Raw genomic sequence first — 25,318 nt, 5'->3', positions numbered from 1 at the left:
ACGATCACGCCATCACTCCGCTGCGCCGACGTCCGCGATGCGCGCGCGCTCGTGCGCGGCACCGTGACCGGCACCGTCCGCAGCGAAACGCGCCGGCAGCGACACGATCGTCTCGAACGCACGATACGGCGCACCGACGCGATCGTCGGTGAAGCGCAGCGCGATGTCGCCGCCGTCGCGCTTCAGGAAGTTGCGCACTGCGTCCATGCCGACGCCGCGCCCCGACACTTCGGTTACCGCATGCGCGGTCGAGAAACCCGGCCGGAAGATCAGCTCGGCCACATCTTCGTCGGTCAGCGCCGCTGCGTTGTCGGCATCGATCCAGCCGCGCTCGCGCGCGATGCCGCGAATCCGGTCGAGCGCGAGGCCGCGGCCGTCGTCGCTCAGCACGAACCACAGCTCGCCGCCGCCCACGCCGACCGCGATGTCGATCGTGCCGGACGCCGCCTTGCCGGCCGCGCGCCGCTCTTCGGACGACTCGATCCCGTGGTCGATCGAATTGCGCAGAAGGTGCATGAACACGTTCTTCAGCGTCGCGCCGATCTCGCTGCGCACGCGATGGCCGTGGCTGTCGATATGCACGACGGGCGCCGGCTTGCCGAGTTCGGCCGCGAGCGACGGCAGCGACTCGATCACGCCGCCGAGCGCATCGCCGATGCCCTGCGTGCCGAGCTGGCTCAGCATGCGGCGCACGGCATCGCGTGCCGCGTGCCAGTCGGACGCGTTCGCCGGATCGGCGCCGTCGAGCACGCGCAGGCTCTCGCTGATGTGCGCGCGCTCGACCATCAGGTAGTCCGCGCCACCCTGCGCCGGTTCGCCGCTGCGGCCGAGCGTGACCGCGTTGATCGTCGCGTAGCGGTCGACGGCCTCGCGCACGCGCGCCAGGTCGTCCATCAGCGCATCGCGGTTCCACTCGGGGCCGCCGTCCGCGCGGCGCAGCGATTCGTACGCCTGTTCCGCTTCGTGGACGATGTTCGTCAGGTGCTGCAGGCTGTACGTGCGCGCATTGCCCTTGATCGTGTGCATGTTGCGGAACAGCGCCGCGACGATCGAGTGATCGACGCGCTCGTGCTGGCGGATCATCCGCTCGTTCTCGCTGAGGAAGCCCTTCGCGCTGTGCACGAAGTCGTGGAACTTGTCCTGGCTGATCGACAGGATCTCGCCGATCATTTCGAGGCGGCGCTGCTGCTCGCCGGCCTGCGCGGTCAGCTCGCGAATCTCCGTCACGTCGCGCACGCACAGCATCAGGCGCACGACCGTATCGGTCTCGTCGGTAATCGCCGACCAGCTCAGGTCGAGCCATTTCTCGCGGCCGTCCGGCATCCGCTTCGCGACTTCGTTGACGAGCAGGTGCGCGTTGAATTCGAAGTTCATGCTGTCTTCGCCGAGGCACGCGTGCACGGCCGCATCGACCTGCGAACGCGCGTCGGCGCCGATCGCCGAATCGTCGAACACGAGCGCCATCAGGTCGCGGCCGGCGATGTCGTTCGTCTCGAAGATGGTTTCGAGGTACGCCGAATACTCCGCATGCACGACGCCGCCTTCGACGACGGTCAGGATCCCCTGCTGCATGTTCTGCAGCATCGCCTGGATGTCGGCCGTCTTCTGCTTGAGCTGCGCGGCGTTCTCCTGGATCTTCTCGATCATCCCGTTGAACGCGACGATCGAATGACCGATCTCGTCCATCCGGCCCACCGGCACGCGGCGCGTGAAATCCTGGCTCGTCGCGATCTCGCTCATCATCGTCTGCATCCCGATCAGCGGACGCGTGATCTGGCGATACAGCACGAAGCCGAGCGCGGTCAGCAGCACGATCACCGTGCCGGCAACGCCCGCGATCGCGGTTGCCGTCGTCGCGAGCATCCCGTTCAGTGCGCTGATCGCGTCGTCCTTCTGGCGGTTTTTCTCGACGCGCAGCGTGTCGACGATGCTTTCGAGCTCGTCGCGATACTGCGCGACGTTCGCGAACAGGTAGGCCTGTGCCATCTCGGGCTTGCCTTCGGCCTTCATCTTCACGGTGTCGTCGATCGCCGCGAAATAGTTCGCTGCGCTGTCCTTCGCCTGCGTGACGAGGCCCTCCTGCGCGCGGCCGACCGCCGATTGCGCCTGCCCGTCGAGTGCGGCGCGCAGCGCGGCCTGCTTCGCCTTCAGCTCGTCGCGCGCCTGCGCGGCGGTATTCGCGTCCGGCGCGTAGACGAGCGTCATCGTCGCGATCTGGATGTTCTTCACATCGGCGACGAGATCCGCCGACGCGAGTGCGCTCGGCACGATTCCCTGGGTGACCTGGCGCACCTCGGACGCACTCTTGCGCGTCTGGTACACGGCATAGATGCCGATCGCGGACAGCGCGAAGAACGTCAGGACGACTAGCAGCGTAATGCGATGACGGATGGTCATGAGTCCAGCTCCCCGCAGCGATCCGGATTCGATCGCCCATTGGTCTATTGAAAGAATATGAGCGGCAAATTATCGGGGATGGTGCATGACTGTCCGATGACCGTTAATCAATCGATCATTGAGGAAATCGGAATGATTAATTGCAGCGGGAAAAGGCTAAAGTTTTGCGCGGATTTGCCGTTAACCTCTGGCACCCGCGTGCCCGTGTGGCTGCAGGATTTGTCGAATCGGCGGAATGGTGGATATTCATTGTTTTATTCATGCTCCGCCGGCTCGATAATATCGATTATCGGTAAAACGTTTGCGCACTATCGCGCGAGTCGCTTCGTTTCCGCCTTTTAATACTGAAAAAATACCGGATGCAATGCACGGGCCCGCGTCGTCGTTCACGGATCGAGCGCACCGCCCGACCAGCCGGCCGACGGCCGCGAACCCGTCAGCTTCAATGCGACATCGCCCTGCGCGACCAGCCGCTCGCGGTTGCGCGTGACGATGCGCCCGGCCTGCGGCGCAACCAGCACATGCTCGCTGCCGGGCACGCCCGGGTGCGCGACGATCCGCGCAACGCGCTCGCCGGCCTCGACCGTCGCACCGAGTTCGCGTTCGTAGACGAGCACGCCCGACACGGGCGCGATCACCGTCTCCATGTGTGCGATCGGTACGGCTTCGCCGTGCCAGTCCGGCAAGCCGGGTGATTCCGCGATGACGCCGCGGCCGCGCAGGAACGTGAGTACGCCGTCGGCGTCGCGCTCGGCGAACGCGTCCGACACGTCGGACTGCCCGCGCAGCTCGACGGTCGCGACGAGCCGGTCGCGCAGTCCGCCGTCGCGCGTCCAGTGCGCGGCGACGGCACCTTCGAACGCGCCGTCGTCGTCCTCGTCCCACAGGATCGCGATATCGGCGCCGAGCGCTGCGGCGAGGTCGCGTCCGGCCGGCCACAGGTTGCGATGCAGGTATATGTACGGCAGCGCCTCGGAATCGGTATGGAGGTCGAGCACGATATCGGCGTCGCACGCGGCGGCAAGCAGCGTGCGCTGCCACGCGGCGAACGTCGTCGCAGGCCGGCGCGTCGCCGCGGACTCGTGGAAATGCCGATTGAAATTGCGGTGCGTCGCTTCGTGGAAACGACCCAGCAGCCGCCCCTGCCGGAACTGCGCGAGCCCGAGCGGGTTGGCCTGCGGCACGACCGTCACCGTGCCGCGCAGCACGCCGCGATCGTGCGCCGCGCAAAGTTGCGGCAGCAGCCGGTGCAGCACGAGCATGCCCGCGATCTCGTCCGCATGCACGCCAGCCTGCACGTGCACACGCGGCCCGTCGCCGGCCGACAGCCGCCACGCGCGGATCGCGAGCGGCTGCCCATGGTCGCCCGGCACCTGCCAGGTCAGCGTTTCGATCATCGTCTGCTCTCCTTCAGGACCGGTGCGTCATTCACGACGATTCACGACGACGAACGCGAACCGGCGCCGAGGCTTGCGACGAACGCGGCAATGCGCTCGCACGCGTCGGTCAGCCGCGCATCGTCGACGACGAAGCCGAAGCGCACGAAGCCCGACGCGGTGTCGCCGAACGCGCTTGCGTCGAGCAGCGCGACCTGCTCCGCGCGGAACAGCCCCCACGTGAACGCATGCGCGTCCAGCCCGGTGCCGCGCACGTCGACCATCATGAACATGCCGGCCTCCGGCAGCAGGCAGCGCAGCCCCGGCACGTCGCGCAGGCGCGCGTACGCGAGATCGCGGCGGCGCCGGTAGAGTTCGCGCATGTCCGCGACGATCGCGGCCCGGTTGTCGAGCGCGGTGACGGCCGCCTGCTGGATGAAGCCCGGCAGCCCGTACAGCATGCACAGCGCGAGCCGCTCCGCATGCTCGATCAGCTCGGTCGGACCGATCGCCCAGCCGACCCGCCAGCCCGGCATCGCATGCGATTTCGACAGGCTGCCGAGCGTCACCGTGCGCTCGGCCATCCCCGGCAGCGACGCGATGCTGACCATGTCGCGCTCGAACGTCAGCGCCGCATACACCTCGTCGGACACGACCCACAGATCGCGCTCGCATGCGAGCCGTGCGATCCGTTCGAGATCCGCGCGCGGCATCACGACGCCGGTCGGGTTGCATGGCGTGGCAAAGAAGATCGCTTTCGTGCGCGGCGTCACCGCCGCTTCGAGCGCGTCGAAGTCGAGATGGAAACCGCGCGATGCATCGACCGGCACCGGCACGAGCGTCGCACCCGACGCGCGCACGCTCGCCTCGTAGGTGAGGTACATCGGCTCCGGCACGAGCACCTCGTCGCCCGCCTCGCACAGGCACATCGCCATCGCGAACAGCGCATTCTGCGCACCGGCCGTCACGATCACGTGCTCCGGGCCGACCGCCTGCCCCGATGCTTTCGCGTGCTCGCGCGCGATCGCCGCGCGCAGTTCGGCACGGCCGCGCACTTCGCTGTAGTGCGTGTCGCCGCCGCGCAGCGCGGCGACCGCGCGCTCGACGATCACGTCGGGCGTCGCGAAATCGGGATCGCCGACGCTCAGGATGATCGCCGGCTCGCCGGCCGCGACCGCCTGCTGCGCCGCGTAGTGAATGTCCCATGCGCTCGTGCGCTTGCCTTGCAGGCGATCGACCAGCTTCGAATAGTTCATGCGTCCTCCAGCGCGCGGCGCCCGCCCGGCTGCCGCGCCGTCAGTAGTGTCATTCAGCGCGGCATGCGCACCGGCACACGCCGCTCGAGCCGGCCGAACGCGCGCTCGATCACGAACGCGAGCGCGACATAAATTACCGCGATCGCCAGCAGCGGCTCGTAAGTCCGCAGCGTCTGCGCGCGGATGTAGTTCGCGGCGCCGAGCACGTCCATCACCGCGACCGTCGATGCGAGCGCGGTCGATTTCAGCAGCATCACGGTCTCGCCGGCCAGCGTCGGCAGCAGGATCTGGATCGCGCGCGGCAGCCATACTCGGCGCGCGATCATCGACGGGCGCATCCCCATCGCACGCGCGGCCTCGATCTCGCCCTTCGGCACGCCGCGCAGGCCCGCGCGCAGTACCTCGCCGACATACGCGCCGACGCTGATCACGAGCGCGAACGCGACATACCAGAAGCCGTCGCGCAAGAACGGCCACAGCACGCTGTCGCGCAGCGCGGGCCAGCCCGCGAACAGCGAGCCGACGCCATAGTAGATCAGGTAGATCTGCACGAGCAGCGGCGTGCCGCGTATCACCTCGGTGAAACCCTTGCTGACACGCGCGACGAGCGGGTTCGGCGACAGGCGCGCGAATGCGACGGCGATCGCGAGCCCGAAGCCGAACACGGCCGAGATGACGAGCAGCTTGACGGTGGTCAGCACGCCGAGCAGCAGCAGCGATCCGTAGGAAGACAGTACGCTCAGATCCATGACGTTGATCCGGTTCGATGGGAAAGCATGCGGGAAAGCGCGGCGTGGTTTACGATGCCGGCATCCAGCGGCCGAAGCGGCGCTCGATTTCGCGGAACAGCACACCCGACAGCGACGTGATCGCGAAATACACGGCCGCCACCATCAGGTAGTAGTGCATGTATTCGCGGGTCGAGCCGGCCGCCTGCTTCGCGGTGTAGAGCAGCTCGCTGTAGCCGACCACGCTGATCAGCGCGCTGTCCTTCACGAGGATCAGCCACAGGTTCGCGAAGCCTGCCAGCGCGTACGGCGCCATCGCCGGCAGCGTCACGCGCCGGAACACGAGCGTCGGCGGCGCACCGAACGCACGGCCGGCCTCTATCTGCCCGTAAGGGATCGCGAGGATCGCGCCGCGGATGATCTCCGCCGCGTACGCGCCCTGCACGATGCCGAGCACGATCACCGCCGCCGCGAAACCGTTGACCGCGACCGGCCCGACACCGATCGCCGTCATCAGCAGGTTGATCGCGTCGGTGCCCGCGTAATAGAGCAGCAGGATCAGCAGCAGTTCGGGCACCGCGCGGCACAGCGTCGTGTAGCCCTGTGCGATCCGTTCGAGCGTGCGCACGCCGGACAGCTTCGCGGCCGCTCCCAGCAAGCCGAGCACGATGCCGACGACGAACGCGCCGAGAGAAATCTCGAGCGTCACGCCCGCACCCTGCAGCAGCGCGACGCCCCAGCCGTCCGGGTCCATGCCCAGGTAGCTCACCCATCCCCAACCGTCCATGCCGCCTCCTCGTCCGTGCGTGCGCCGGTGTGTCCGTATGCCGGTAGCGGCGCGATCAGTGCGGCCAGAGGTCGATCGGGAAATACTTCTTCGCGATCTGCGCGTACTTGCCCGACGCATGCAGCTGTTCGAGCGCCTGGTCCATCTGCTGCTTCAGCGGCGCATCGGCCTTGCGCATCCCCGCGCCGACGCCGTAGCCGAAGATCGCCGGATCCATCTTCACGCTGCCGGGGCCCTTCAGCTCGAACGTCGAACCGTCCTTCGACTTCAGAAAATCGAGGATGCCGAGCTGGTCGAGATACATCGTGTCGATCCGGCCCGCGACGAGATCCGCGTTGCAGTCGTCCTGCGTGTTGTACAGGCGCACCGTCGCGCTCTTGCCGTACGCCGTCTTGATGAACTCGGCATTCGCAGTCGAACCCTGCACGCCGATCACCTTGCCCTTCAGCCCGTCGGGCGTCAGCGTGAGCTTCGCGTTCTTCGCGCCGACAAAGGTGCCCGGCGTCTCGTAGTACGGCCGCGAGAACGCGATCACCTTCTGGCGGTCCGGCGTGATCGACATCGAGTTGAAGATCACGTCGATCTTGTCGCTGAGCAGCGCCGGGATGATGCCGTCCCACGCGACTTCCTTGATCTCGCATTTCGCCTTCATCTGGTCGCACAACGCACGGATCAGGTCGGCCTCGAAGCCGCTCCACTGCCCGGTCGGACTCTTCATCAGGAACGGCGGATACGGTTCGGCGGCGACACCGAAGCGCAGCACGCCTGACGACGCATGCGCGGAACCGAGCGGCGCGAGCGCCGCGACGACGACACTGAACAGGCACAGCAGACTGCGGACGACACGTTTCATGGTCGGACTCCTTGCAGGAAAGATACGGATCGGGCGGGCCGGCCCGCATGCTCGCGGGCGGCTCCCGTGATTCAGTGGTGCTGCCGGTGCGCGTTGACGAACTGGCGGCAGCGTTCGCTCTGCGGCGCGTCGAAGATTTCCGCCGGCGTGCCGCTCTCCTCGACGCGCCCCTGGTGCAGGAACAGCACCTTGCTCGACACGTCGCGTGCGAACGCCATCTCGTGCGTGACGAGAATCATCGTGCGGCCTTCGCACGCGAGATCGCGGATCACCTTCAGCACTTCGCCGACGCGCTCGGGGTCGAGCGCGGAGGTCGGCTCGTCGAACAGCATGACTTTCGGCCGCATCGCCAGCGCGCGCGCGATCGCGACGCGCTGCTGCTGGCCGCCCGACAGGAAGGCCGGATAGACGTTGCGCTTGTCGGCCAGGCCGACGCGTTCCAGCAACTGCTCGGCGCGCGCGATCGCTTCGGCGCGCGGCTCGCGCAGCACGTGCACGGGCATCTCGATCACGTTCTCGAGCACCGTGCGGTGCGCCCACAGGTTGAAGCTCTGGAACACCATGCCGAGCCGCGTGCGGATCCGCTCGACCTGACGCGCATCGGTCGGCACCGTGCGCCCCTTGCGGTCGACTTTCAGCCCGATCTCCTCGCCGTCGACGACGATGCGCCCCCGGGTCGGCGTCTCGAGCAGGTTGATGCAGCGTAGCAGCGTGCTCTTGCCCGATCCGCTCGCACCGATCAGCGAGATCACCTCGCCTTCGCGTGCGCTCAGCGACACGCCCTTCAACACTTCCAGGTCGCCGAACCGCTTGTGCAGATCTTCCACCTGCACGCGTTCCTCGACGTCCGTTTTCACGCTCTCCACCCGCGCCAACATGCTGTCTCCTGTGTCGAATTCTCACGCCCGTCCCGCGCGGGATCGCGGCGTCTTGTTGAATGGCCGACCAACCTCATGCGGAGTCGAGTATAGGCGCTGTTGAACAGTGGTTCAACAGTTTTAAAATAATCCGGAGCAAGGGTTTTCGCGGGTTTCGCGTCGCTTTCAGCGTCGTAATTGAACAAGCGTCCGGCACTCCCCTATAATCGGTGCCATGACGAATCCGTAAGGTCACCACGTGAAAAAGACTCCTGGCACGGCACCGGTTCAGACGCGCAGCCGCGGCATCCGAGAAACACCCGCGGTGCGTCAGCAATCGATCATCGACGCGACGATGCGCTGCATTGCGCGCTACAGCTATTCCGAGACCACGATCGACCGCATCTGCGCGGAAGCGAAGGTATCGCGCGGGCTAATCAACCATCACTTCCAGTCGAAAGACGAACTGATGGCGCAAACCTACAAGCGGCTCGCGACCGACCTGCTCGACGTATCGCGCGCGGCGGCCGCGAACGCGACGGGCCCCGAGGAAAAACTCGATGCGATCATCAAGGTCTGTTTCGCCGCGCCGGTGTTCGCACCGAAGAACGTGAAGGTGTGGCTCGGCTTCTGGAGCGTCGCGCACAGCGATCCGGTGATCCGCAAGGCGCACAAGGAGCTGTACAGCGGCTACCGGCAGGCGCTGAAGAAGCTGTTCGACCAGATCGCGGAAGTGCGCGGCGGCACCGTCGACAGCGATCTCGCCGCGCTGACGCTGACGGCCGTGATCGACGGCTTCTGGCTGGAGCTGGCGCGCGACCCGACGTCGTTCACCGCGGAAGACGCGCTGACGAGCTGCCTGCGCGTCGTCGATACGTTCCTCCCGCCGCCGAAGACAACCCGCAAGCGGGCGTAACGCGCAACACGCGCACGCGCCGCCTCGGGCAACCGGCGCAAACGACGGCCTCGCTGTGCGAGGCCGTCTGTGCTTTCAGGCCGTGCGGATCTCGATCAGGTACGGCGCGTCGTGCGCGGCCGCTTCGCTCAGCGCACCGGCCAGCGATGTGCCCTCCTCGACTCGCTGCGCCCCCCATCCGTACGCACGCGCGATCGCAACGAAATCCGGCGTGTGCAGATCCACGCCGACCGGCGCGACGCCGACGTCGACCATCGCGCGCTTGATCTCCCCGTACCCGCCGTTGTTCAGCAGCACGACGATCACACGCGCGCGATGCTGCACCGCGGTGCCGAGCTCCGCGAGCGTGTACTGGAGCCCGCCGTCGCCGGCCACGCAGACGACCGGCCGCGACGCGTCGCCGAGGCTCGCGCCCACGGCAGCCGGCAGCCCGTAGCCGAGCGAGCCGAAGCCCACCGATGCGTTGAACCAGCTGCGCGGGCGCGGCGCCGCGAAACCGACGTTGCCGGCATAGACGATGCGCGTCGAATCGCCGACGATCGCCGCATCGGGCAACGCGTCGCGCACGCTGTCGAGCAGCGCGAGGTCGCGCCGCATCTCGTCGTTCAGTTCCTGCCGCGCGGCCGCGCGGCACGTCGCCGCGCGTTCGATTCCGTCGCCGTCCGCGCGCGCGTGCGCATCGGCCGACCAGCCGCGCCGGAGTGCGCGAACGGTTTCGCCGACGTCGCCGAGCAGCGGCAGCGCGGGCACCGCGTTGCGGCACAGCTGCTGCGGGTCGATGTCGATCCGCACGAGCGGCGCGGGCATCGCGAAACTGCGCGTCGCGTACAGATCGTAGTCGGTCGGCCCCAGCTCGGTGCCGAGCGCAATGATCAGGTCGCTGTCGCGCATCAGCGCGCGCACCGCGTCGCTCGACGCCGACCACGCAATGCCGAGCGGATGCGCGGGCGGCAGCACGCCGCGCCCGTTGATCGTCATCACGACCGGTGCGTCGAGCGTTTCCGCGAGCCAGCGTACGTCGTCGGCCGCGTCGAGCGCGCCGCCGCCCGCGAGGATCAGCGGCGCGCGCGCGGCGGCAGCCTTCGCGCGGAATGCATCGATGCCCCGCGCCGATGCGGGCCCAGGCGCGATGCGCGGCGCCTCGGCCGGCACGGGCGGCAATGCATCGGCAGGCGCCGCGAGCACGTCGAGCGGAATCTGGATGTGCACGGGGCGCGGGCGGCCGCCCGAAAACACCGCGAATGCACGCGCGATCGCCTGCGGCAGCGCATCGGCGCGCGGCACCGTGTAGCTGAACGCGGCGACGTTCTCGGCCAACGCATGCTGGTCCGGCAATTCGTGCAGATGGCCGTTGCCCGAGCCGATGTCGCCGGACGCATTGACGCTCGAAATGACCAGCATCGGAATCGAATCCGCATAGGCCTGCGCCATCGACGTCGCGATGTTCGTCATGCCGGGCCCGGTGATGACGAAACACACGCCGGGCTTGCCGGTCGCACGCGCATAACCGTCGGCCATGAAGCCGAGACCCTGCTCGTGGCGCGCGCTCACGTGACGCAGCGCGCTGCCGGCCAGACCGCGGTACAGCTCGATCGTGTGCACGCCGGGAATGCCAAACACCGTGTCGACGCCATACGCAGCGAGCAGGTCGACGAGGTACATGCCTACTGTTTTCATGAGGTTTCCGTTATTCAGGACAGGTTTCAGGATCGTAAGTCCGCCGATGCCGTCAGTGCGCGAGCCCCGGCAGCAGTTCGCGGATGCCTTGCGCGAGCATCTGGAACGCGATCGCGGTCAGCACGATCCCGGACAGCCGCTCGACCAGCGTCCGGCCGATCTCGCCGAGCCGGCGGCACCACGACGCCGAGCACGCATACGTGAGCCCGATCACGCCGGCATGCAGCACGCACGCGGCGCTCAATGCGAGCAGATCGGCCGGTGCATGAAAGCGCGTCGCGGTCGTGATCACGAGCGACATTACCGCGCTGCCGATCGACAGCGGAAAGATCAGCGGCACCGCGATGTAGTTGCGCCAGTGCGCATACTCGAGCCGCGTGTCGCTGCCGCTGCGCTCGTCGTTCGCGGTCCCGCGCATCATCGGGATCGACCACAGGCACAGCACGAGGCCGCCGGTCAGCGTCAGCGCGCCAAGCGTCAGGCCGAGCATGCGCAGCAGGAACTGCCCGCCCCATACCGCGCCGACCATCAACGTCGCGATCCACGCGAACAGCCGGAACGCGATCTGCCGCTGCGCCGCGTCCGGGAAATGCCCGGTGACTGCCGCATACATCGGGATCGCGACGGGCGGACAGAACAGCGTCAGCAGGCCCGTCAGGAACAGCAGCACGTCGCTCGACGTCAGGGTCATCGTTCGCGCTCGGATGCGGTCGGGTGAAGGAGAAGCGCAATGGCATTGCGGCCGGGGGCGCCGTCAGCCGAGTTCGGCGCGGAGTTCGGGGACCGTCGAAAACAGGTCGCCGACGAGGCCGTAGTCGGCCACGCTGAAGATCGGTGCTTCCGGATCCTTGTTGATCGCGACGATCACCTTCGAATCCTTCATGCCGGCCAGATGCTGGATCGCACCCGAGATGCCGACTGCGATGTAAAGCTGCGGCGCAACGATCTTGCCGGTCTGGCCGACCTGATAGTCGTTCGGCACGTAGCCTGCGTCGACTGCCGCGCGCGAGGCGCCGAGCGCAGCCGACAGCTTGTCGGCCAGCGGCTCCAGCACCTTCGCGTAGTTCTCGCCGCTGCCCAGACCGCGGCCGCCCGACACGATGATGCTCGCGCTCGTGAGTTCCGGACGGTCCAGCTTCGTCACTTCACGGCTCACGAACTGCGACTTGCCTGCGTCGGCTGCCGCTTCGATCTTCTCGACCGCTGCACTGCCGCCAACGGCCGCCACCGGATCGAAACCCGTCGCACGCACCGTGATGACCTTGATCGGGTCGCTCGACTGCACCGTCGCGATCGCGTTGCCCGCGTAGATCGGGCGCTCGAACGTGTCGGCCGAATCGACCGCCGTAATGTCCGAGATCTGCGCGACGTCCAGCTTCGCGGCGATGCGCGGCGCGATGTTCTTGCCGTAGGCCGTCGCCGGCGCGAGGATGTGCGAGTAGTCCTTCGCGATGTTCAGCGCGGTCGCTTCGACGTTTTCCGCGAGGCCCGCTTCGAGCTGCGGCGCGTCGGCCAGCAGCACCTTCGAAACACCTGCGATCTTCGCTGCTGCGTCTGCAGCCGCTTGCGCGTTGTGGCCCGCGACCAGCACGTGAACGTCGCCGCCGATCTTCGCAGCCGCCGCCACCGTGTTCAGCGTCGCGGCCTTGATCGACGCGTTGTCGTGTTCTGCAATCACCAGAATCGTCATTTCTTTCCGCTCCCTCTTACAGCACCTTGGCTTCGGTCTTCAGCTTCTCGACCAGCGTCTTCACGTCCGGCACCTTCACGCCGGCTGCGCGCTTCGGCGGCTCGACCACCTTCAGCGTCTTCAGACGCGGCGCGACGTCCACGCCCAGGTCTTCCGGCTTCACGGTTTCCAGCGGCTTCTTCTTCGCCTTCATGATGTTCGGCAGCGTCACGTAGCGCGGCTCGTTCAGGCGCAGGTCGGTCGTGATCACCGCCGGCAGCGTCAGCGACAGCGTTTCCGCGCCACCGTCGACTTCACGTGCGACCGTCGCCTTGCCGTCGGCGACCGTCACCTTCGACGCGAACGTCGCCTGCGGCAGGCCGGCCAGCGCGGCCAGCATCTGGCCCGTCTGGTTCGAATCGTCGTCGATCGCCTGCTTGCCGAGGATCACCAGCTGCGGCTGTTCCTTGTCGACCAGCGCCTTCAGGATCTTCGCGACGGCCAGCGGCTCGACGCTGTCGGTCGACTCGACGAGGATCGCGCGATCCGCACCGATCGCCAGCGCCGTGCGCAGCGTTTCCTGCGCCTGCGTGACGCCTACCGACACCGCAATCACTTCGGTCGCGACGCCGGCTTCCCTCAGGCGCACGGCTTCTTCAACGGCGATTTCGTCGAACGGGTTCATCGACATCTTCACGTTTGCGATGTCGACGCCCGTGTTGTCCGACTTCACGCGGACCTTCACGTTGTAATCGACCACCCGCTTCACTGCCACCAGTACCTTGATGCTCATTCATTCCCCCGTCATTGAATCGTTCAGTCCTGTGCGGCTTCCTGCGGCGCGCGTTCGCGCGGCCGCATGTCGCCATCGAAATCGTCGAGCGTCGGGAACGCCATCGGCGCGAGCCCGTCGAGCTGCGTCAGGTACGCGTCGTACCGGTCGAGCACGGCCGCGCGCTCGGCATCGCCGATATACGGCACGTGATAACCGACGAACGACGGCAGCACGTCGAAGCCCGCATAACCGAGCGTGCCGCGCAGCACGTGGCGCAGCATCAGGTCCATCTCGCCGTGCACGCCGTCCGCGCCGAACATATAGTCGCGGCCGCCGCACGTATAGGCGAGCAGCGCACGCTTGCCGCGCATCCCGCCGCGATCGTAGAAACGCACGCCGCCGTACACCTTGCCCGACACGAGCACGCGGTCGATCCAGCCCTTCATGATCGCCGGCATCGAGCACCAGAACAGCGGGAAGCTCAGGATCAGCAGATCGCAGGCGACCAGTTTGTCGAGTTCGGCGGCGATGTCGGGCGCGATCGCATGCGCGGCGACGTTTTCGCGCTGCTCCAGCGCATAGACGAGATAGTCCGGGTTCTTCCGCACGCCGAAATCGGCCGCGCTCGCGACCGGGTTCCACTGCATCGCGTACAGGTCGGACACCGTCACGGTATGCCCCTGCGCTTCGAGCGTGCTCACCGCGCGATGCAGCATCGACGTCGTGAACGACTGCGGTTCGGGATGGGCGTGAACGATCAGGACTTTCATGGTGCTGTTTTTCTCCGCAACGTAACGTTGATTCGGTTGATATCAGACGGACCCGGCCGCACGCTTGCGCAGCAGCGACAGGCCGATCGCGACACAGGTAGCCGCCAGCAGCAGCGTGGAGACCGACGCGATCGCCGGATCGACGTTCTCGCGCATCCCGTCCCACATGCGGCGCGGCAGCGTGTAGACGCCCCGGCTCGAAATGAACAGCGTGACGATCAGTTCGTCCCACGACAGGATGAACGCGAACACGGCCGCCGACAGCACGCCGGGCCGGATCGACGGCAGGATCACGTAGCGCAGCGTCTGCGACAGGTTGGCCCCGAGGCTGCGCGACGCCTGCTCGATCCGCAGGCCGACCGTCGCGAGCGACGCGGATACCGCGACGACCACGTAAGGCACCGACAGCACGACATGCGACAGGATCACCGCCGGATAGCTGTCGAGCATCCCGAGCTCGCCCCACAGCCGGTAGAACGCGAGCGCCGACACGATCGGCGGCACGATCAGCGGAAACAGGATCACGCCGCGCACGAGCTCGCCGCGCCGCGATGCGACCTTCCACAAGCCGATCGCACACAAGGTGCCGAGCGTCACCGAGAGCGCCGACGAAACGAGCGCGATCAGCCCGCTCTGCAGGAAGCTCGATACCCAGCCGTCGTCGTCGAGCAGCACGCGGTAGTGCCGCAGCGACAGCGCGCCGTCCGGCATCGACAAGTAGTCGATCGGCGTCAGCGACACGGGTACCGACACGAGCAGCGGCAGCATCAGGAACAGGATCGCGGCCCATGCGATGCCGATCACCAGCGCGCGGCCGGCCGTCAGTCTGGTCTTCATCTTCGATTCCTCCGATCGGATTCAGCGTGCGCCGAACAGTTCGCGCAGGTCGACGAAACGCGCGAGCAGCGCGAGCGCCGCCAGGATCGACGCCAGCAGCAACGACGCGAGCGCCGCCCCGCTGCCCCAGTTCACGAGCTGCAGGATCTGCGTGCTGATGTATTCAGCGATCATCACCGTGCGGCCGCCGCCGAGAATCACCGGCGTCACGTAGAAGCCGAGCGAGAAGATGAACACGAGGATCGCCGCGCCGACGATGCCCGGCCGCGTCTGCGGGAAATACACCTTGCGGAACGTGACGAGCGCGCCCGCGCCGAGCCCCTGCGACGCGCGCACCAGCTGCGGGTCGATGCCCTTCATGTTCGCGTACAGCGGCAGCACCGCGTACGGGATCATGAAGTGGATCATCCCGATCACGACGCCGATCTCGTTGCGCATCAGCGGCAGCGGCGCGTCGATCAGCCCGATGCGCATCAGCAGCGTGTTGACGAGCCCCTGCTCGCCGAGCAGGAACAGCCACGAGAACGCGCGCACCAGCACCGACGCCCAGAACGGCACGAGCAGCCCGAACATCAGCGCCATCCGCTGGCGCGGCCCGACGTGCGCCATCGCATATGCGATCGCATAGCCGAGCGCGACGGAGCACACGGTCGTGACCGCACACACGCGCAGCGTCGTCCACAGCACGCGGTGCACGCCGCGGTTGTCCAGCAGCCGCGCGTAGTTGTGCAGGCCGGGTTCGGGCACCGCAAAGCCGAGCCACAGCACGCGCACGAGCGGATACACGTACAGCACGATCAGCACCGCGAGCAGCGGCACGACCAGCAGCCAGTAGCGGTCGGCTTTCGCGCGGCCGAGCGGGGCGGCGCCCGCGACAGGGGGAGACAGGGTATTCATCGCGTCACGCTCACGAGGCGGCGGCTCAGGACGACATCAGGTCGGTGTACTGCGCGAGCGTCGCTTCGTAATGCTGCGCCCACCACTCGGGATTCACCTTGCACTGTTTGGCCCAGTTCTCCGGCGTGCCGGGATTGTCCGCACGCAGCGCCTGCGGTACGGCGGCCGTCGCGGCCGGCGTCACCGGCCCGTTGCCGAGCAGCGACAGCAGGCGCACCTGCGGCTCGACGCCCTGCACGAACTTGATGAACTGCCAGACCGCGTCGCCCGACGGATTGTTCTTCGGCACGCCCCACACGTCGCACGACGCGAGCCCTTGCTCCCACGTATAGCGGAACCGCCCGCTGCTCTCGCGCTGCAGCACGTTCGCGCGCGTATGCCAGATGCACGCCATGCTGACTTCGCCGTTGCGCAGCAGTTGCAGGCTGTCCGCGCCGGAATCCCACAGCAGCACGTTCGAGCGCAGCGCCTTGAGCTTCTTCATCGCGCGCGGCACGTCGATCGGGTAGACCTTGTCCTTGTCGACGCCGTCGGCCATCAACGCGGCCTCGAGCGCGCCGCCCATCCACTTCCACAACCCGCGCTTGCCCGGAAACTTGCCGACGTTCCAGAAATCGGCCCAGTTCTTCGGCGGATTCGCGCCGAACTTGCGCGCGTCGTAGACGAGCACATAGCTCAGCAGGTACGACGGCACACCGAAATCCGATGCGAGCCCCGGCAACGCGTTACGGCCGACGACCGAATAATCGATCGGCCGCAGGAACCCCTGCTTGCCGAGCTTGATCGCCGCGAAGCCGTCGAGATCCATCACGTCCCAGATCACGTTCCGGTTCTCGACCATCGCCTTGATCTTGCCGTCCTCCGGCGACGAGTCGTAGCCCATCCGGATCCCGCTCGCCTTCGTGAACGGGTCCATGTAGGCGGAGCGAAACGCGGAACGCGCCTCGCCGCCCCACGCGCTGAGCACGATTTCCTTCGGGTTCGCGGCCAGCGCATCCTTCACGCCCGTCGCCAGCAGCGTCGGTGCGAGGCCGGCAGCCGCGCACAACCGCAGGAAGTCGCGGCGGCGCTGCGATGGCGCGGTTTGAAGCTCGCGTGCTTGGTCGAGCAGGTCCTGCAGATAGCGGTTCGTCATGGTGTCTCCTCCAGGCTGGGCAGCGCCCGCACGCATCTCGTCGTTTCCGGGCACCGTTGAATCGGCCGGCGACGACGGCGCTCGCCGCGTCGCGCGGGATGCATCGTTCGTCGCGTCAGTCCGACGCGATCCGGCAAGTGGCGTCGCGCTCCCACTGCACGAACACGTCCATGCCGGTGCGCGGCGACGCGAGTCCGCGCCATGCGGGCACATCGGCAGTCACGCAGCCGAGCACCGCGGTCTCGATCTCGAAACGGTACGACGAACCGAAATAGCTCCAGTGGCGAATCCGGCCGGCCACTTCGTTGTGTGCGCCGCCGCACGATGCCGCCGAGACGGCGACCTTCTCCGGCCGCAGCGCGAACAGCAGCGCGTCGTCCGGCCGCGCGCCGCAGGCTGGCGCGACGAAATGCGCATCGCCGACGCGATAGTGCGTCGCCGCGGCATCGCCGCCGAGCGCGACACCTTCGATGAAGTTGCTCTTGCCGAGGAAATCGGCGACGAAGCGGTTGGTCGGCTGTTCGTACAGCCCGTCCGGCGTACCGATCTGTTCGAGCCGGCCGTCGCGCATGATCGCGATGCGGTCCGACATCGACAGCGCCTCCTCCTGGTCGTGCGTGACGAACAGGAACGTCGCGCCGAGCCGTTCGTGCAGCGCCTTCAGTTCGACCTGCACCTCGCCGCGCAGCTTGCGGTCGAGCGCGCCGAGCGGCTCGTCGAGCAGCACGAGATCGGGATCGAACACCAGTGCGCGCGCGATCGCGACGCGCTGCTGCTGGCCGCCCGACAACTGGCGCGGCAAACGATCCGCGAGATGGCCGAGCCGCACGAGATCGAGTGCGGCCTTCACGCGCTTCACCGCGTCGGGCCCCTTCTGCTTGCGCACCATCAGCGGATACGCGACGTTCTGCTCGACCGTCATGTGCGGAAACAGCGCATAACCCTGGAACACCATCCCGAAGTTGCGCTTCTCGGGCGGCAACGCGACGATGCTGCGGCCGCCGACACGCAGGTCGCCGGTAGTCGGATGCTCGAAACCCGCGACGATCGTCAGCAACGTCGTCTTGCCGGAGCCCGACGGCCCGAGGATCGTCAGGAATTCGCCGCGCGGAATGTCGATCGTCGTTTCCCGCAGCGCATGCACATTGCCGTAGCGTTTCGACACGCGGTCGATCTGCAGACCCGCGCCGCACGCCGTACGCCCCGCCGGTTCCGCGCGAACCGCGTGCGCACCGGGCCCACCCTGCTCCACACCTGCCGTCGTCTCCATCACCGCGCTCATCGCGTGTCTCCTGGCCAACTCACATTTGGGTTGAACGTTCATTTAACAGAACTTATACTATGCCGAAATGCGGTTCGCAAGTAGCGGCGTCCCTTGCCGGCTCTGACACAACACGACACCCAACACCAAGGAGACAGTGGCAACATGAGCAACGAGGACATCCGAATCGAACGGCACGACGGCGTCGTGACGCTTCGCCTGAACCGCCCGGCGAAGCGCAATTCGCTCGCGCGGCCGCATCTCGACTTTCTTCGCGACACGCTCGACGCACTCGCGAACGACCCGGCCGTCCGCTGCCTCGTGCTGACCGGCACGGGCAGTGCGTTCTGTGCGGGCGCGGACGTCGACGAGTGGGCCGAGGCCGAGCGCAACGGCGAACTCGACACCTACGGCTGGAGCGAGCGCGCGCACCGCTTCGTCGAGGCGCTGGCGGCGTTTCCGCGCCCCACCGTCGCGGCGCTGAACGGCTCGACGGTCGGCGCGGGCACCGACATCGGCTTCGCGTGCGACTTCCGCATCGCCAGCACGGCCGCGACACTACGCTGCGGTTATACGGGCATGGGCTACAGCCCCGACATGGGCGGCAGCTGGTTCCTGCCGCGTCTCGCGCGGCCCGACGTCGTGCGCCGCTTCATCTTCCTGAATGAACGCTGGAACGCGCAGGACGCGCTCGCGGCCGGCTTCGTGTCCGAAGTCGTCGATGCCGACGCGTTCGCACAACACGTCGCCGCCTTCGCCGCGCGTCTCGCACAAGGGCCGAGCGTCGCGTTCGGCCATGCGAAGGCGCTGCTCGCGCAGTCGCTCACACACACCCTCGCCGAGCAATTGCGCGGCGAGTTGGCGGCCTGCGTCGCTTGCGGCCACAGCGAGGACGGCCAGGAAGCGCTTCGCGCGTCGGTCGAGGGGCGCGCACCTCATTTTGTCGGGAGATGATTCATGGATTTTTCGCTGACTCAAGAGCAGGAAATGCTGGTGTCGTCGCTGCGTCAGTTCGTCGAGAAGGAACTGCAGCCCCATGAATTCGCGGTTGACCGTGCGGACGACGTGCCGCCCGAACTCGCCGATTCGATCCGCCGCAAGGCGCTCGAACTGGGTTTCTACGCGTTCAACATGCCCGAAAGCGCCGGCGGCCCGGGCCTCGACTACGTGACGCAGGCGCTCGTCGAGCGCGAGCTCGGCCGCACGAGCTGGGCGCTGCACGTGTTCGTCGCGCGGCCGAGCAAGATCCTGATGGCGTGCAAGGGCGACCAGATCGAGCGCTATTTGAAGCCGGCCGTGCGCGGCGAGCGCGTGGATTGCTTCGCGCTGACCGAGCCGGGCGCCGGTTCCGACGCGATGGGCATCCGCACGCGCGCGGTGCGCGACGGCGACGACTACGTGATCAACGGCAGCAAGCACTTCATCAGCCATGCGGATACGGCCGATTTCGTGATCCTGTTCGCCGTCACCGGCGAGGAGGAAGTGCGCGGCCAGAAACGCAAGCGCGTGACCTGCTTCCTGATCGACAAGGACACGCCGGGCATGACCGTGCGGCGCGGCCCGCACTGCACGAGCCTGCGCGGCTATCACCAGTCGGAAATCTTCCTGTCCGACTGCCGCGTCAGCACCGCGCAGATCCTCGGAGAAGAACATCGCGGCTTCGATCTCGCGAACGACTGGCTCACCGCCGGCCGTGTGATGGTCGCGGCAAACAACATCGGCCGTGCGCAGCGCGCGTTCGAGATGGCCGCCGAATGGGCGGCGACACGCCACCAGTTCGGCAAGCGCATCGGCGAATTCCAGGGCACATCGTTCAAGCTCGCCGACATGCAGACCGAGATCCGCGCGGCGGAACTCGTCACGCTCTACACCGCGCAGAAGCTCGACCTGGGCACGATGACCGATGGCGATGCCGCGCTCGCGAAGCTGCTGGCGACCGAAACGCTCGGCCGCGTGACCGATCATGCGGTGCAGATCTACGGCGGCATGGGGCTGATGGACGAACTGCCGATCGAGCGCTTCTGGCGCGATGCGCGCATCGAGCGCATCTGGGAAGGCACGTCCGAGATCCAGCGGCACATCCTGTCCAAGGAAATCCTCCGACGCTACAGCTGACGCGAACCGTCGCGCCGGCCCGTCCGGCGCGACTTCCGAAAGGACTTTTCATGACCTCCTCTCCCGCAGTCAGGGATCGCCGCGCCACTGCCGCGGCCAACCTGCGCCGGCTGCTCGAGCCGGCCAGCATCGCGTTCGTCGGCGGACGCGGCATCGCGGGCGCCGTGCAGCGCTGCCGCGACTACGGCTATGCCGGCGATATCCGGCTCGTCAACCCGAATCATGCCGAGATCGACGGCGTGCGCTGCCACGCGAGCGTCGCCGACCTGCCCGCCGCGCCCGACGCCGTGTTCGTCGCGGTGCCCGCGCGGCAGGCGATCGACGTCGTGCGCGCGCTCGCCGAACGCGGCGCGGGCGGCGCGATCGTCTACGCATCGGGCTTCTCCGAGACCGGCACCGACGGCGCCGCGCTGCAGCAGGCGCTCGTCGACGCGGCCGGCGACCTGGCCGTGCTCGGGCCGAACTGCTACGGGCTGATCAACGGCCTGAACGGCAGCGCGCTGTGGCCCGTCGCGCACGGCGCGCCGCGCGTCGAATCGGGTGTCGCCGTGATCACGCAGAGCGGCAACCTCGCGTACAACCTGTCGATGAGCGCCCGCTCGGTGCCGTTCGCGTACCTCGCGAGCGTCGGCAACCAGGCCTCGGTCGACATCGCGCGCCTCGTCGACGCGTTCGTCGACGATCCGCGTATCCGCGCGATCGGCGTGCATCTCGAAGGCCTGAAGGACGTGCGCGCGTTCAGCGAGGCCGCCGCACGCGCGCTCGCGCGCGGCGTGCCGATCGTCGCGCTGAAGAGCGGCACGTCGACGCTCGGCGCGCAGCTCGCGATGAGCCACACGAGTTCGCTCGCGGGCTCGGACGCGCTGTACGACGCGCTGTTCCGGCGGCTCGGCGTGATCCGCGTGAAGGATCCGGTCGGCCTCGTCGAGACACTCAAGCTGCTCGCGATCGCCGGCGTGCCCGAACGCCGCACGCTGGCCGCGCTCGCGACGTCCGGCGGCGACGCGGGGCTCGTCGCCGACCTCGGCGAAGCGCGCGGCATCGCGTTCCCGCCGGTGGGCGACGCGGGCCGCAACGCACTCGGCAACGTGCTGCCGGCCTACGCGACGATCGCGAACCCGCTCGACTTCACGACGACGCCGTGGGGCGACCCCGACAAGATGCGCGCATGCTGCGACGCGCTGCTGGCCGATCGCCCGGGCGCGGCCGCGATGATCCTCGACTATCCGCAGGAAGCGACCGGCGAGCGGCCGCTGTGCGACATCGCGGCCGGCGCGTTCGCGGCGTCCGCACGCGAGCACGGCGTGGTCGGCGCGGTCATCTCGGTGTTTCCCGACCTGACGCCGCCCGATCACGCGGCGCGCATGGCCGCGGCCGGCATCGCGCCGCTGCAGGGCCTCGCCGACGGGATCGACGCGATCGGCGCGGCCATGACCTACGGCGACACGCGCCGCCGCATCCTCGATGCCGATGCGCTGAACGCGCTGCCCGTCTTGCGGGCCGGCCAGCGCGACGACGGTGCCGCCACGCTGCACGACGAATGGGCAAGCAAGCGGATGCTGGCCGCGCACGGGCTCGACGTGCCGCCCGCCGAATGCGTCGCGCCCGCCGATGCGCCGGCCGCCGCCGTGCGGCTCGGCTTTCCGGTCTGCGTGAAAGTCGTCAGCGATCGCCTGCCGCACAAGACCGAGGCCGGTGCGGTCGCACTGAAGCTCGCGTCGCCCGAGGCCGTCGCCGCCGCGGTCGAGCGGATGACCGCGCAAGTCGCGCGTCATGCGCCCGACGTGCGCGTCGAGCGCATCCTCGTCGAGAAGATGGCCGACGCGCCGCTGCTCGAACTGATCGTCGGCGTGAAGCGCGAGCCGAACTTCGGTCTCGCGCTGGTGCTCGGCGCCGGCGGCGTGCTGGTCGAGCTGATTCGCGACACCGCGACGCTGCTGCTGCCGGTCCGCGAAAGCGACGTGCGCGACGCGCTGCTCGGGCTGAAGCTCGGGCCGCTGCTGACCGGCTATCGCGGGCGGCCGAAGGCCGATCTCGACGCGATCGTCGCGAACGTAATGGCGATCGCGCGCTTCGCGCAAGCGCATGCGGACACGCTCGTCGAGCTGGACGTCAATCCGTTGCTGGCGATGGAACACGGCGCGGTGGCTGTCGATGCGCTGGTGAGGCTTGACACCTGACGTCGTGCATGAAGCGCACCGGCCCGCTCGCGCGATGCGTGAGCGGGCCGGATGCCGCTGCGCGGCGCAACGCTCAGATCACCTTGCCGGGATTGAGCAGCCCAAGGGGATCAAACGCCAGTTTGAGCCGGCGCATCGCCGCGATCTCGGCCTCGCTGCGCGAACAGCCGAGCCAGTCGCACTTGTAGCGCCCGATCCCGTGTTCGGCCGACACCGATCCGCCCGCGTCGCGCACCAGCGGATACAGCACCGCGTCGACGTCGTGCGCGCTTTCGCCCGGCGCATACGGCGCCGACACGCACACGTGCAGGTTGCTGTCGCCGAGATGACCGAAAAAGAACACGTGCGCGCCGGGCCAGCGCATCTTCAGCGCGCGATCGCACGCGTCGATGAACGCCGCCTTCTCGCACAGCGGAATCCCCACGTCGAAATTCACCAGGCCGGGCAAAGCGTCGATCGCGAGCCCTTCCCGCAGCGTCCAGAACGCCTGCGCGTCCGCCTCGCTCTGCGCGAGCGCCGCGTCGTCAATCAACCCGCGTTCGAGCCAGTCGGCCAGCACGGCTTCGAACCGCTCGGCGGTCCGCGCGGCATCCCCGCTCGCGCATTCGACCAGCACCTTGACACCGCCGTCCGCCGGCAACGGCGCGCGCATGCCCGGCGTATGTTCCGCGACGTAACCGTAGAACGCCGGCCACATCGTCTCGAAACTCAGCAAGTCCGCGCACGACGCCCGCGCGTCGCGCAGCAGCGCGAGCGCCGCGGCCGTGTCACGCACCGCGCATAGCGCGGTCGACGGCGCGGCGAGCTTCTGATGCAATCGCAGCACCACGCGCGTGACGATGCCGAGCGTGCCTTCGCTGCCGACGAAGAGCTGTCGCAGGTCGTATCCCGCGTTGTTCTTCAGCATCTTGTTCAGCGAGCTCAGCACGGTGCCGTCGGCCAGCACGACTTCCAGGCCGAGCACCTGCTCGCGCGTCGTGCCGTAGCGGATCACGCGGTTGCCGCCCGCGTTGGTCGCGACATTCCCGCCGATCTGGCAGGACCCGCGCGCACCGAGATCGATGCCGAGCGCGAACCCCGCTTCGTCCACCGCTTGCTGCAGGTCCTGCAGCGTCGTGCCGGCCCAGGCTGTGACGGTGGCCGCGTCCGCATCGATCTCGACGATACCTTTCAACCGTTCGACCGACAGCACGACGTCGCTCGCGCGTGGCGCCGCGCCGGCCGCGAGCCCCGTCATGCCGCCCTGCGGCACGACTGCCTGCCGGTAAGCGGAGCAGATCGCGAGCGCCCGGCTCACGTCGTCGACGCCGCGCGGGCGCAGCAGCGCGCGCGGCCGCACGCCCGGCGCCTCGCCGTAGTTCGTGAAATGGCGCTCGCCGATCGCGTCGTCCACGCTCACGCAATCGGCACCCAGCGCGTCGCGCAGCGCGGCGACGACATTGTCTTTCGAGAAGGAATCGGACATGGTCGACGGGGCCGGCCATGCCCGGCCCGGGAACGAGAAAGGATCAGAAGTTGTGCCGCATGCCGATGCGCGCGGCGGCCTGCGTGCGGCTCGTCGACGGCGCGAAGCTGTAGCCGATCACCGCGCCGACGCCGTTCGACGCGCGCATCCAGTCGACGGCCGCATACACGTCGGTGCGTTTCGACAGCGCGTAATGCGTCCCCAACGCCACCTCGTGCCAGTGATGGCCCTCGAACGTCGTGTACTGGTAGCCCGCGACGAGCGACAGCGGCGCGGTCGCCTGGTACACGCCGCCCGCCTCGTACACGCGCATCGTCGACGATTGCCCGTAGCCCTTGAACGTCGTGTTGCTGAAGTCCGCGCTGAGCGTCAGCTTGCCGAACACGTACGACGCGCCGATCCCGAAGATCGACTGCGAATCGACCGCAAACGGGGTCGAGTCGTGCAGGTCGGTGACGGCGCCCGTCGCCGGATCGATCGTCGCGACCGTCTGCCCGAGCATCGACGTCACGCCGATCTGCGCATACGGATCGAGTGCCGCGAGCCCGCGCGGCGCATTGAGCCGCGTATAGTTGCCGCCCGCCGAGAAATCGCCGTGCGTATAGGTCGCGCCGACGCTCCATGCGCTGCCGTCGTGGAAGCTGCCCGCGTCGTTGCTGAACGAATACATGCCGCCGACCACGAGCCCGTGGAAGCTGTTGCTGACGAACTTCACCGCATTCTGCAGCCGGTCGCCGCTCTGGCGGTCGAAATCGCCGAGGTGCACGCCATAGCCGCTGCCGAACGCGCTGACGTTGAACGCAGCCGTGAAGTCGAATGCAAAATCGTACTGGTTGCCGAACGTCAGCGTGCCCCAGTCGTTGCCGAGCCCCACGTAGGCCTGGCGCCCGAACATCGCGCCGCCCTGATTCAGCTTGCCCGTGCCGAGCCGGAAGCCGTTCTCGAGCTTGAACACGGCCTTGTTGCCGCCACCGAGATCCTCGCTGCCGGTCAGGCCGACGCGGTTGCCGTACGACACGCCGTCGTCGAACAGGGTCGCATGCGCGCCGCCCGCATTGTTCACATAGGTGATGCCGCCGTCGATGATCCCGTACAGCGAGACGCTGCTCTGCGCGTGCGCATAGCCGTGGACCATTACCGACATCATGCCGGCCAGCAGGAAGCGTTTCTTCATTTCCGGTGTCTCCAGTTTCCGCGCGACGCGGATCGATTGTCGTTGTTCGTGAAAGACCGCCCGCCTGCTTCGTTTCGGCATCGCGGCGCTGGCGAGTATAGGTTTTGCTGAATGAATGTTCAACCGATTGAGGTGTCGGCCAGCACCGGTGTTTACACGCATCGGCGATATCTTTATTGAAAAAACGTTCAAC

22 protein-coding genes are annotated in these 25,318 nt (G+C 67.7%); 4 read left to right on the top strand and 18 right to left on the bottom strand.

Going from position 1 to position 25,318, the window contains the following annotated elements:
• Window positions 1-12: 12 nt before the first annotated feature.
• The 7 genes from R9B84_RS25080 to R9B84_RS25050 form a co-directional block, all read right to left on the bottom strand.
• The gene (locus R9B84_RS25080; RefSeq protein WP_423762726.1) at window positions 13-2,397 is read right to left on the bottom strand and encodes an MCP four helix bundle domain-containing protein; all 2,385 of its coding nucleotides are present in this window, start codon (window positions 2,395-2,397) and stop codon (window positions 13-15) included.
• 386 nt (window positions 2,398-2,783) lie between these two features.
• The gene (locus R9B84_RS25075) at window positions 2,784-3,794 is read right to left on the bottom strand and encodes a succinylglutamate desuccinylase (protein ID WP_423762725.1); all 1,011 of its coding nucleotides are present in this window, start codon (window positions 3,792-3,794) and stop codon (window positions 2,784-2,786) included.
• Window positions 3,795-3,835: 41 nt separating this feature from the next.
• Window positions 3,836-5,029, bottom strand: a complete 1,194-nt coding sequence (locus tag R9B84_RS25070; protein ID WP_423762724.1) for a pyridoxal phosphate-dependent aminotransferase — start codon at window positions 5,027-5,029, stop codon at window positions 3,836-3,838.
• Window positions 5,030-5,082: 53 nt separating this feature from the next.
• A complete protein-coding gene (locus R9B84_RS25065; protein WP_423762723.1) occupies window positions 5,083-5,778 on the bottom strand; it encodes an ABC transporter permease in 696 nt (231 codons plus the stop codon).
• 49 nt (window positions 5,779-5,827) lie between these two features.
• Window positions 5,828-6,544: an ABC transporter permease gene (locus R9B84_RS25060; protein WP_423762722.1), complete on the bottom strand. Its 717-nt coding sequence runs from the start codon at window positions 6,542-6,544 to the stop codon at window positions 5,828-5,830.
• A 55-nt stretch (window positions 6,545-6,599) separates the two neighbouring features.
• Window positions 6,600-7,397 (bottom strand): transporter substrate-binding domain-containing protein, encoded by a 798-nt coding sequence (locus tag R9B84_RS25055; protein WP_423762721.1) that lies wholly within the window; start codon window positions 7,395-7,397, stop codon window positions 6,600-6,602.
• A 71-nt stretch (window positions 7,398-7,468) separates the two neighbouring features.
• A complete protein-coding gene (locus R9B84_RS25050; protein WP_423762720.1) occupies window positions 7,469-8,275 on the bottom strand; it encodes an ABC transporter ATP-binding protein in 807 nt (268 codons plus the stop codon).
• Window positions 8,276-8,513: 238 nt separating this feature from the next.
• Between R9B84_RS25050 and R9B84_RS25045 the strand changes: the two genes are divergently transcribed.
• A complete protein-coding gene (locus R9B84_RS25045) occupies window positions 8,514-9,170 on the top strand; it encodes a TetR family transcriptional regulator C-terminal domain-containing protein (protein ID WP_423762719.1) in 657 nt (218 codons plus the stop codon).
• Between the two features lie 75 nt (window positions 9,171-9,245).
• Here the strand turns inward: R9B84_RS25045 and R9B84_RS25040 are convergent, their stop codons facing one another.
• From R9B84_RS25040 to R9B84_RS25000, 9 genes are all read right to left on the bottom strand, one after another.
• Window positions 9,246-10,847 (bottom strand): 5-guanidino-2-oxopentanoate decarboxylase, encoded by a 1,602-nt coding sequence (locus tag R9B84_RS25040; protein ID WP_423762718.1) that lies wholly within the window; start codon window positions 10,845-10,847, stop codon window positions 9,246-9,248.
• Between the two features lie 52 nt (window positions 10,848-10,899).
• The gene (locus R9B84_RS25035) at window positions 10,900-11,538 is read right to left on the bottom strand and encodes a MarC family protein (protein ID WP_423762717.1); all 639 of its coding nucleotides are present in this window, start codon (window positions 11,536-11,538) and stop codon (window positions 10,900-10,902) included.
• 63 nt (window positions 11,539-11,601) lie between these two features.
• Entirely contained in the window at window positions 11,602-12,537 is a 936-nt protein-coding gene (locus R9B84_RS25030) for an electron transfer flavoprotein subunit alpha/FixB family protein (RefSeq protein WP_423762716.1), read from the bottom strand.
• A gap of 16 nt (window positions 12,538-12,553) precedes the next feature.
• Window positions 12,554-13,303, bottom strand: a complete 750-nt coding sequence (locus R9B84_RS25025) for an electron transfer flavoprotein subunit beta/FixA family protein (RefSeq protein WP_423763574.1) — start codon at window positions 13,301-13,303, stop codon at window positions 12,554-12,556.
• Window positions 13,304-13,332: 29 nt separating this feature from the next.
• Window positions 13,333-14,061, bottom strand: a complete 729-nt coding sequence (locus tag R9B84_RS25020; RefSeq protein ID WP_262544267.1) for an NAD(P)H-dependent oxidoreductase — start codon at window positions 14,059-14,061, stop codon at window positions 13,333-13,335.
• Window positions 14,062-14,103: 42 nt separating this feature from the next.
• Window positions 14,104-14,898 (bottom strand): ABC transporter permease, encoded by a 795-nt coding sequence (locus R9B84_RS25015; RefSeq protein ID WP_423762715.1) that lies wholly within the window; start codon window positions 14,896-14,898, stop codon window positions 14,104-14,106.
• Window positions 14,899-14,919: 21 nt separating this feature from the next.
• Window positions 14,920-15,795 (bottom strand): ABC transporter permease, encoded by an 876-nt coding sequence (locus R9B84_RS25010; protein WP_423762714.1) that lies wholly within the window; start codon window positions 15,793-15,795, stop codon window positions 14,920-14,922.
• 25 nt (window positions 15,796-15,820) lie between these two features.
• Window positions 15,821-16,930 (bottom strand): ABC transporter substrate-binding protein, encoded by a 1,110-nt coding sequence (locus R9B84_RS25005; protein ID WP_423762713.1) that lies wholly within the window; start codon window positions 16,928-16,930, stop codon window positions 15,821-15,823.
• A gap of 115 nt (window positions 16,931-17,045) precedes the next feature.
• Window positions 17,046-18,212 (bottom strand): ABC transporter ATP-binding protein, encoded by a 1,167-nt coding sequence (locus R9B84_RS25000; protein WP_423762712.1) that lies wholly within the window; start codon window positions 18,210-18,212, stop codon window positions 17,046-17,048.
• Between the two features lie 144 nt (window positions 18,213-18,356).
• Here R9B84_RS25000 and R9B84_RS24995 point away from each other — a divergent pair, with 144 nt between their 5' ends.
• The 3 genes from R9B84_RS24995 to R9B84_RS24985 are packed head-to-tail and all read left to right on the top strand — an operon-like array spanning window position 18,357 to window position 22,486.
• A complete protein-coding gene (locus R9B84_RS24995; protein WP_423762711.1) occupies window positions 18,357-19,145 on the top strand; it encodes an enoyl-CoA hydratase/isomerase family protein in 789 nt (262 codons plus the stop codon).
• 3 nt (window positions 19,146-19,148) lie between these two features.
• Window positions 19,149-20,306 (top strand): acyl-CoA dehydrogenase family protein, encoded by a 1,158-nt coding sequence (locus tag R9B84_RS24990; protein WP_423762710.1) that lies wholly within the window; start codon window positions 19,149-19,151, stop codon window positions 20,304-20,306.
• Between the two features lie 50 nt (window positions 20,307-20,356).
• Complete coding sequence (locus tag R9B84_RS24985) at window positions 20,357-22,486, top strand: acetate--CoA ligase family protein (protein WP_423762709.1); 2,130 nt, start codon at window positions 20,357-20,359, stop codon at window positions 22,484-22,486.
• Window positions 22,487-22,559: 73 nt separating this feature from the next.
• On the opposite strand, the gene R9B84_RS24980 is transcribed toward R9B84_RS24985, so the two are convergent.
• Window positions 22,560-23,951, bottom strand: a complete 1,392-nt coding sequence (locus R9B84_RS24980) for an FAD-binding oxidoreductase (RefSeq protein ID WP_423762708.1) — start codon at window positions 23,949-23,951, stop codon at window positions 22,560-22,562.
• 43 nt (window positions 23,952-23,994) lie between these two features.
• Window positions 23,995-25,125 (bottom strand): porin, encoded by a 1,131-nt coding sequence (locus tag R9B84_RS24975; protein WP_423762707.1) that lies wholly within the window; start codon window positions 25,123-25,125, stop codon window positions 23,995-23,997.
• Window positions 25,126-25,318 lie beyond the last annotated feature (193 nt).

The organism is Burkholderia sp. NLJ2 (assembly GCF_049487195.1).
GTDB classification, from domain to species: domain Bacteria; phylum Pseudomonadota; class Gammaproteobacteria; order Burkholderiales; family Burkholderiaceae; genus Burkholderia; species Burkholderia pyrrocinia.
Note: the sequence above shows the minus strand (reverse complement) of the source record. Positions and strands in the feature narration are given on the sequence as shown.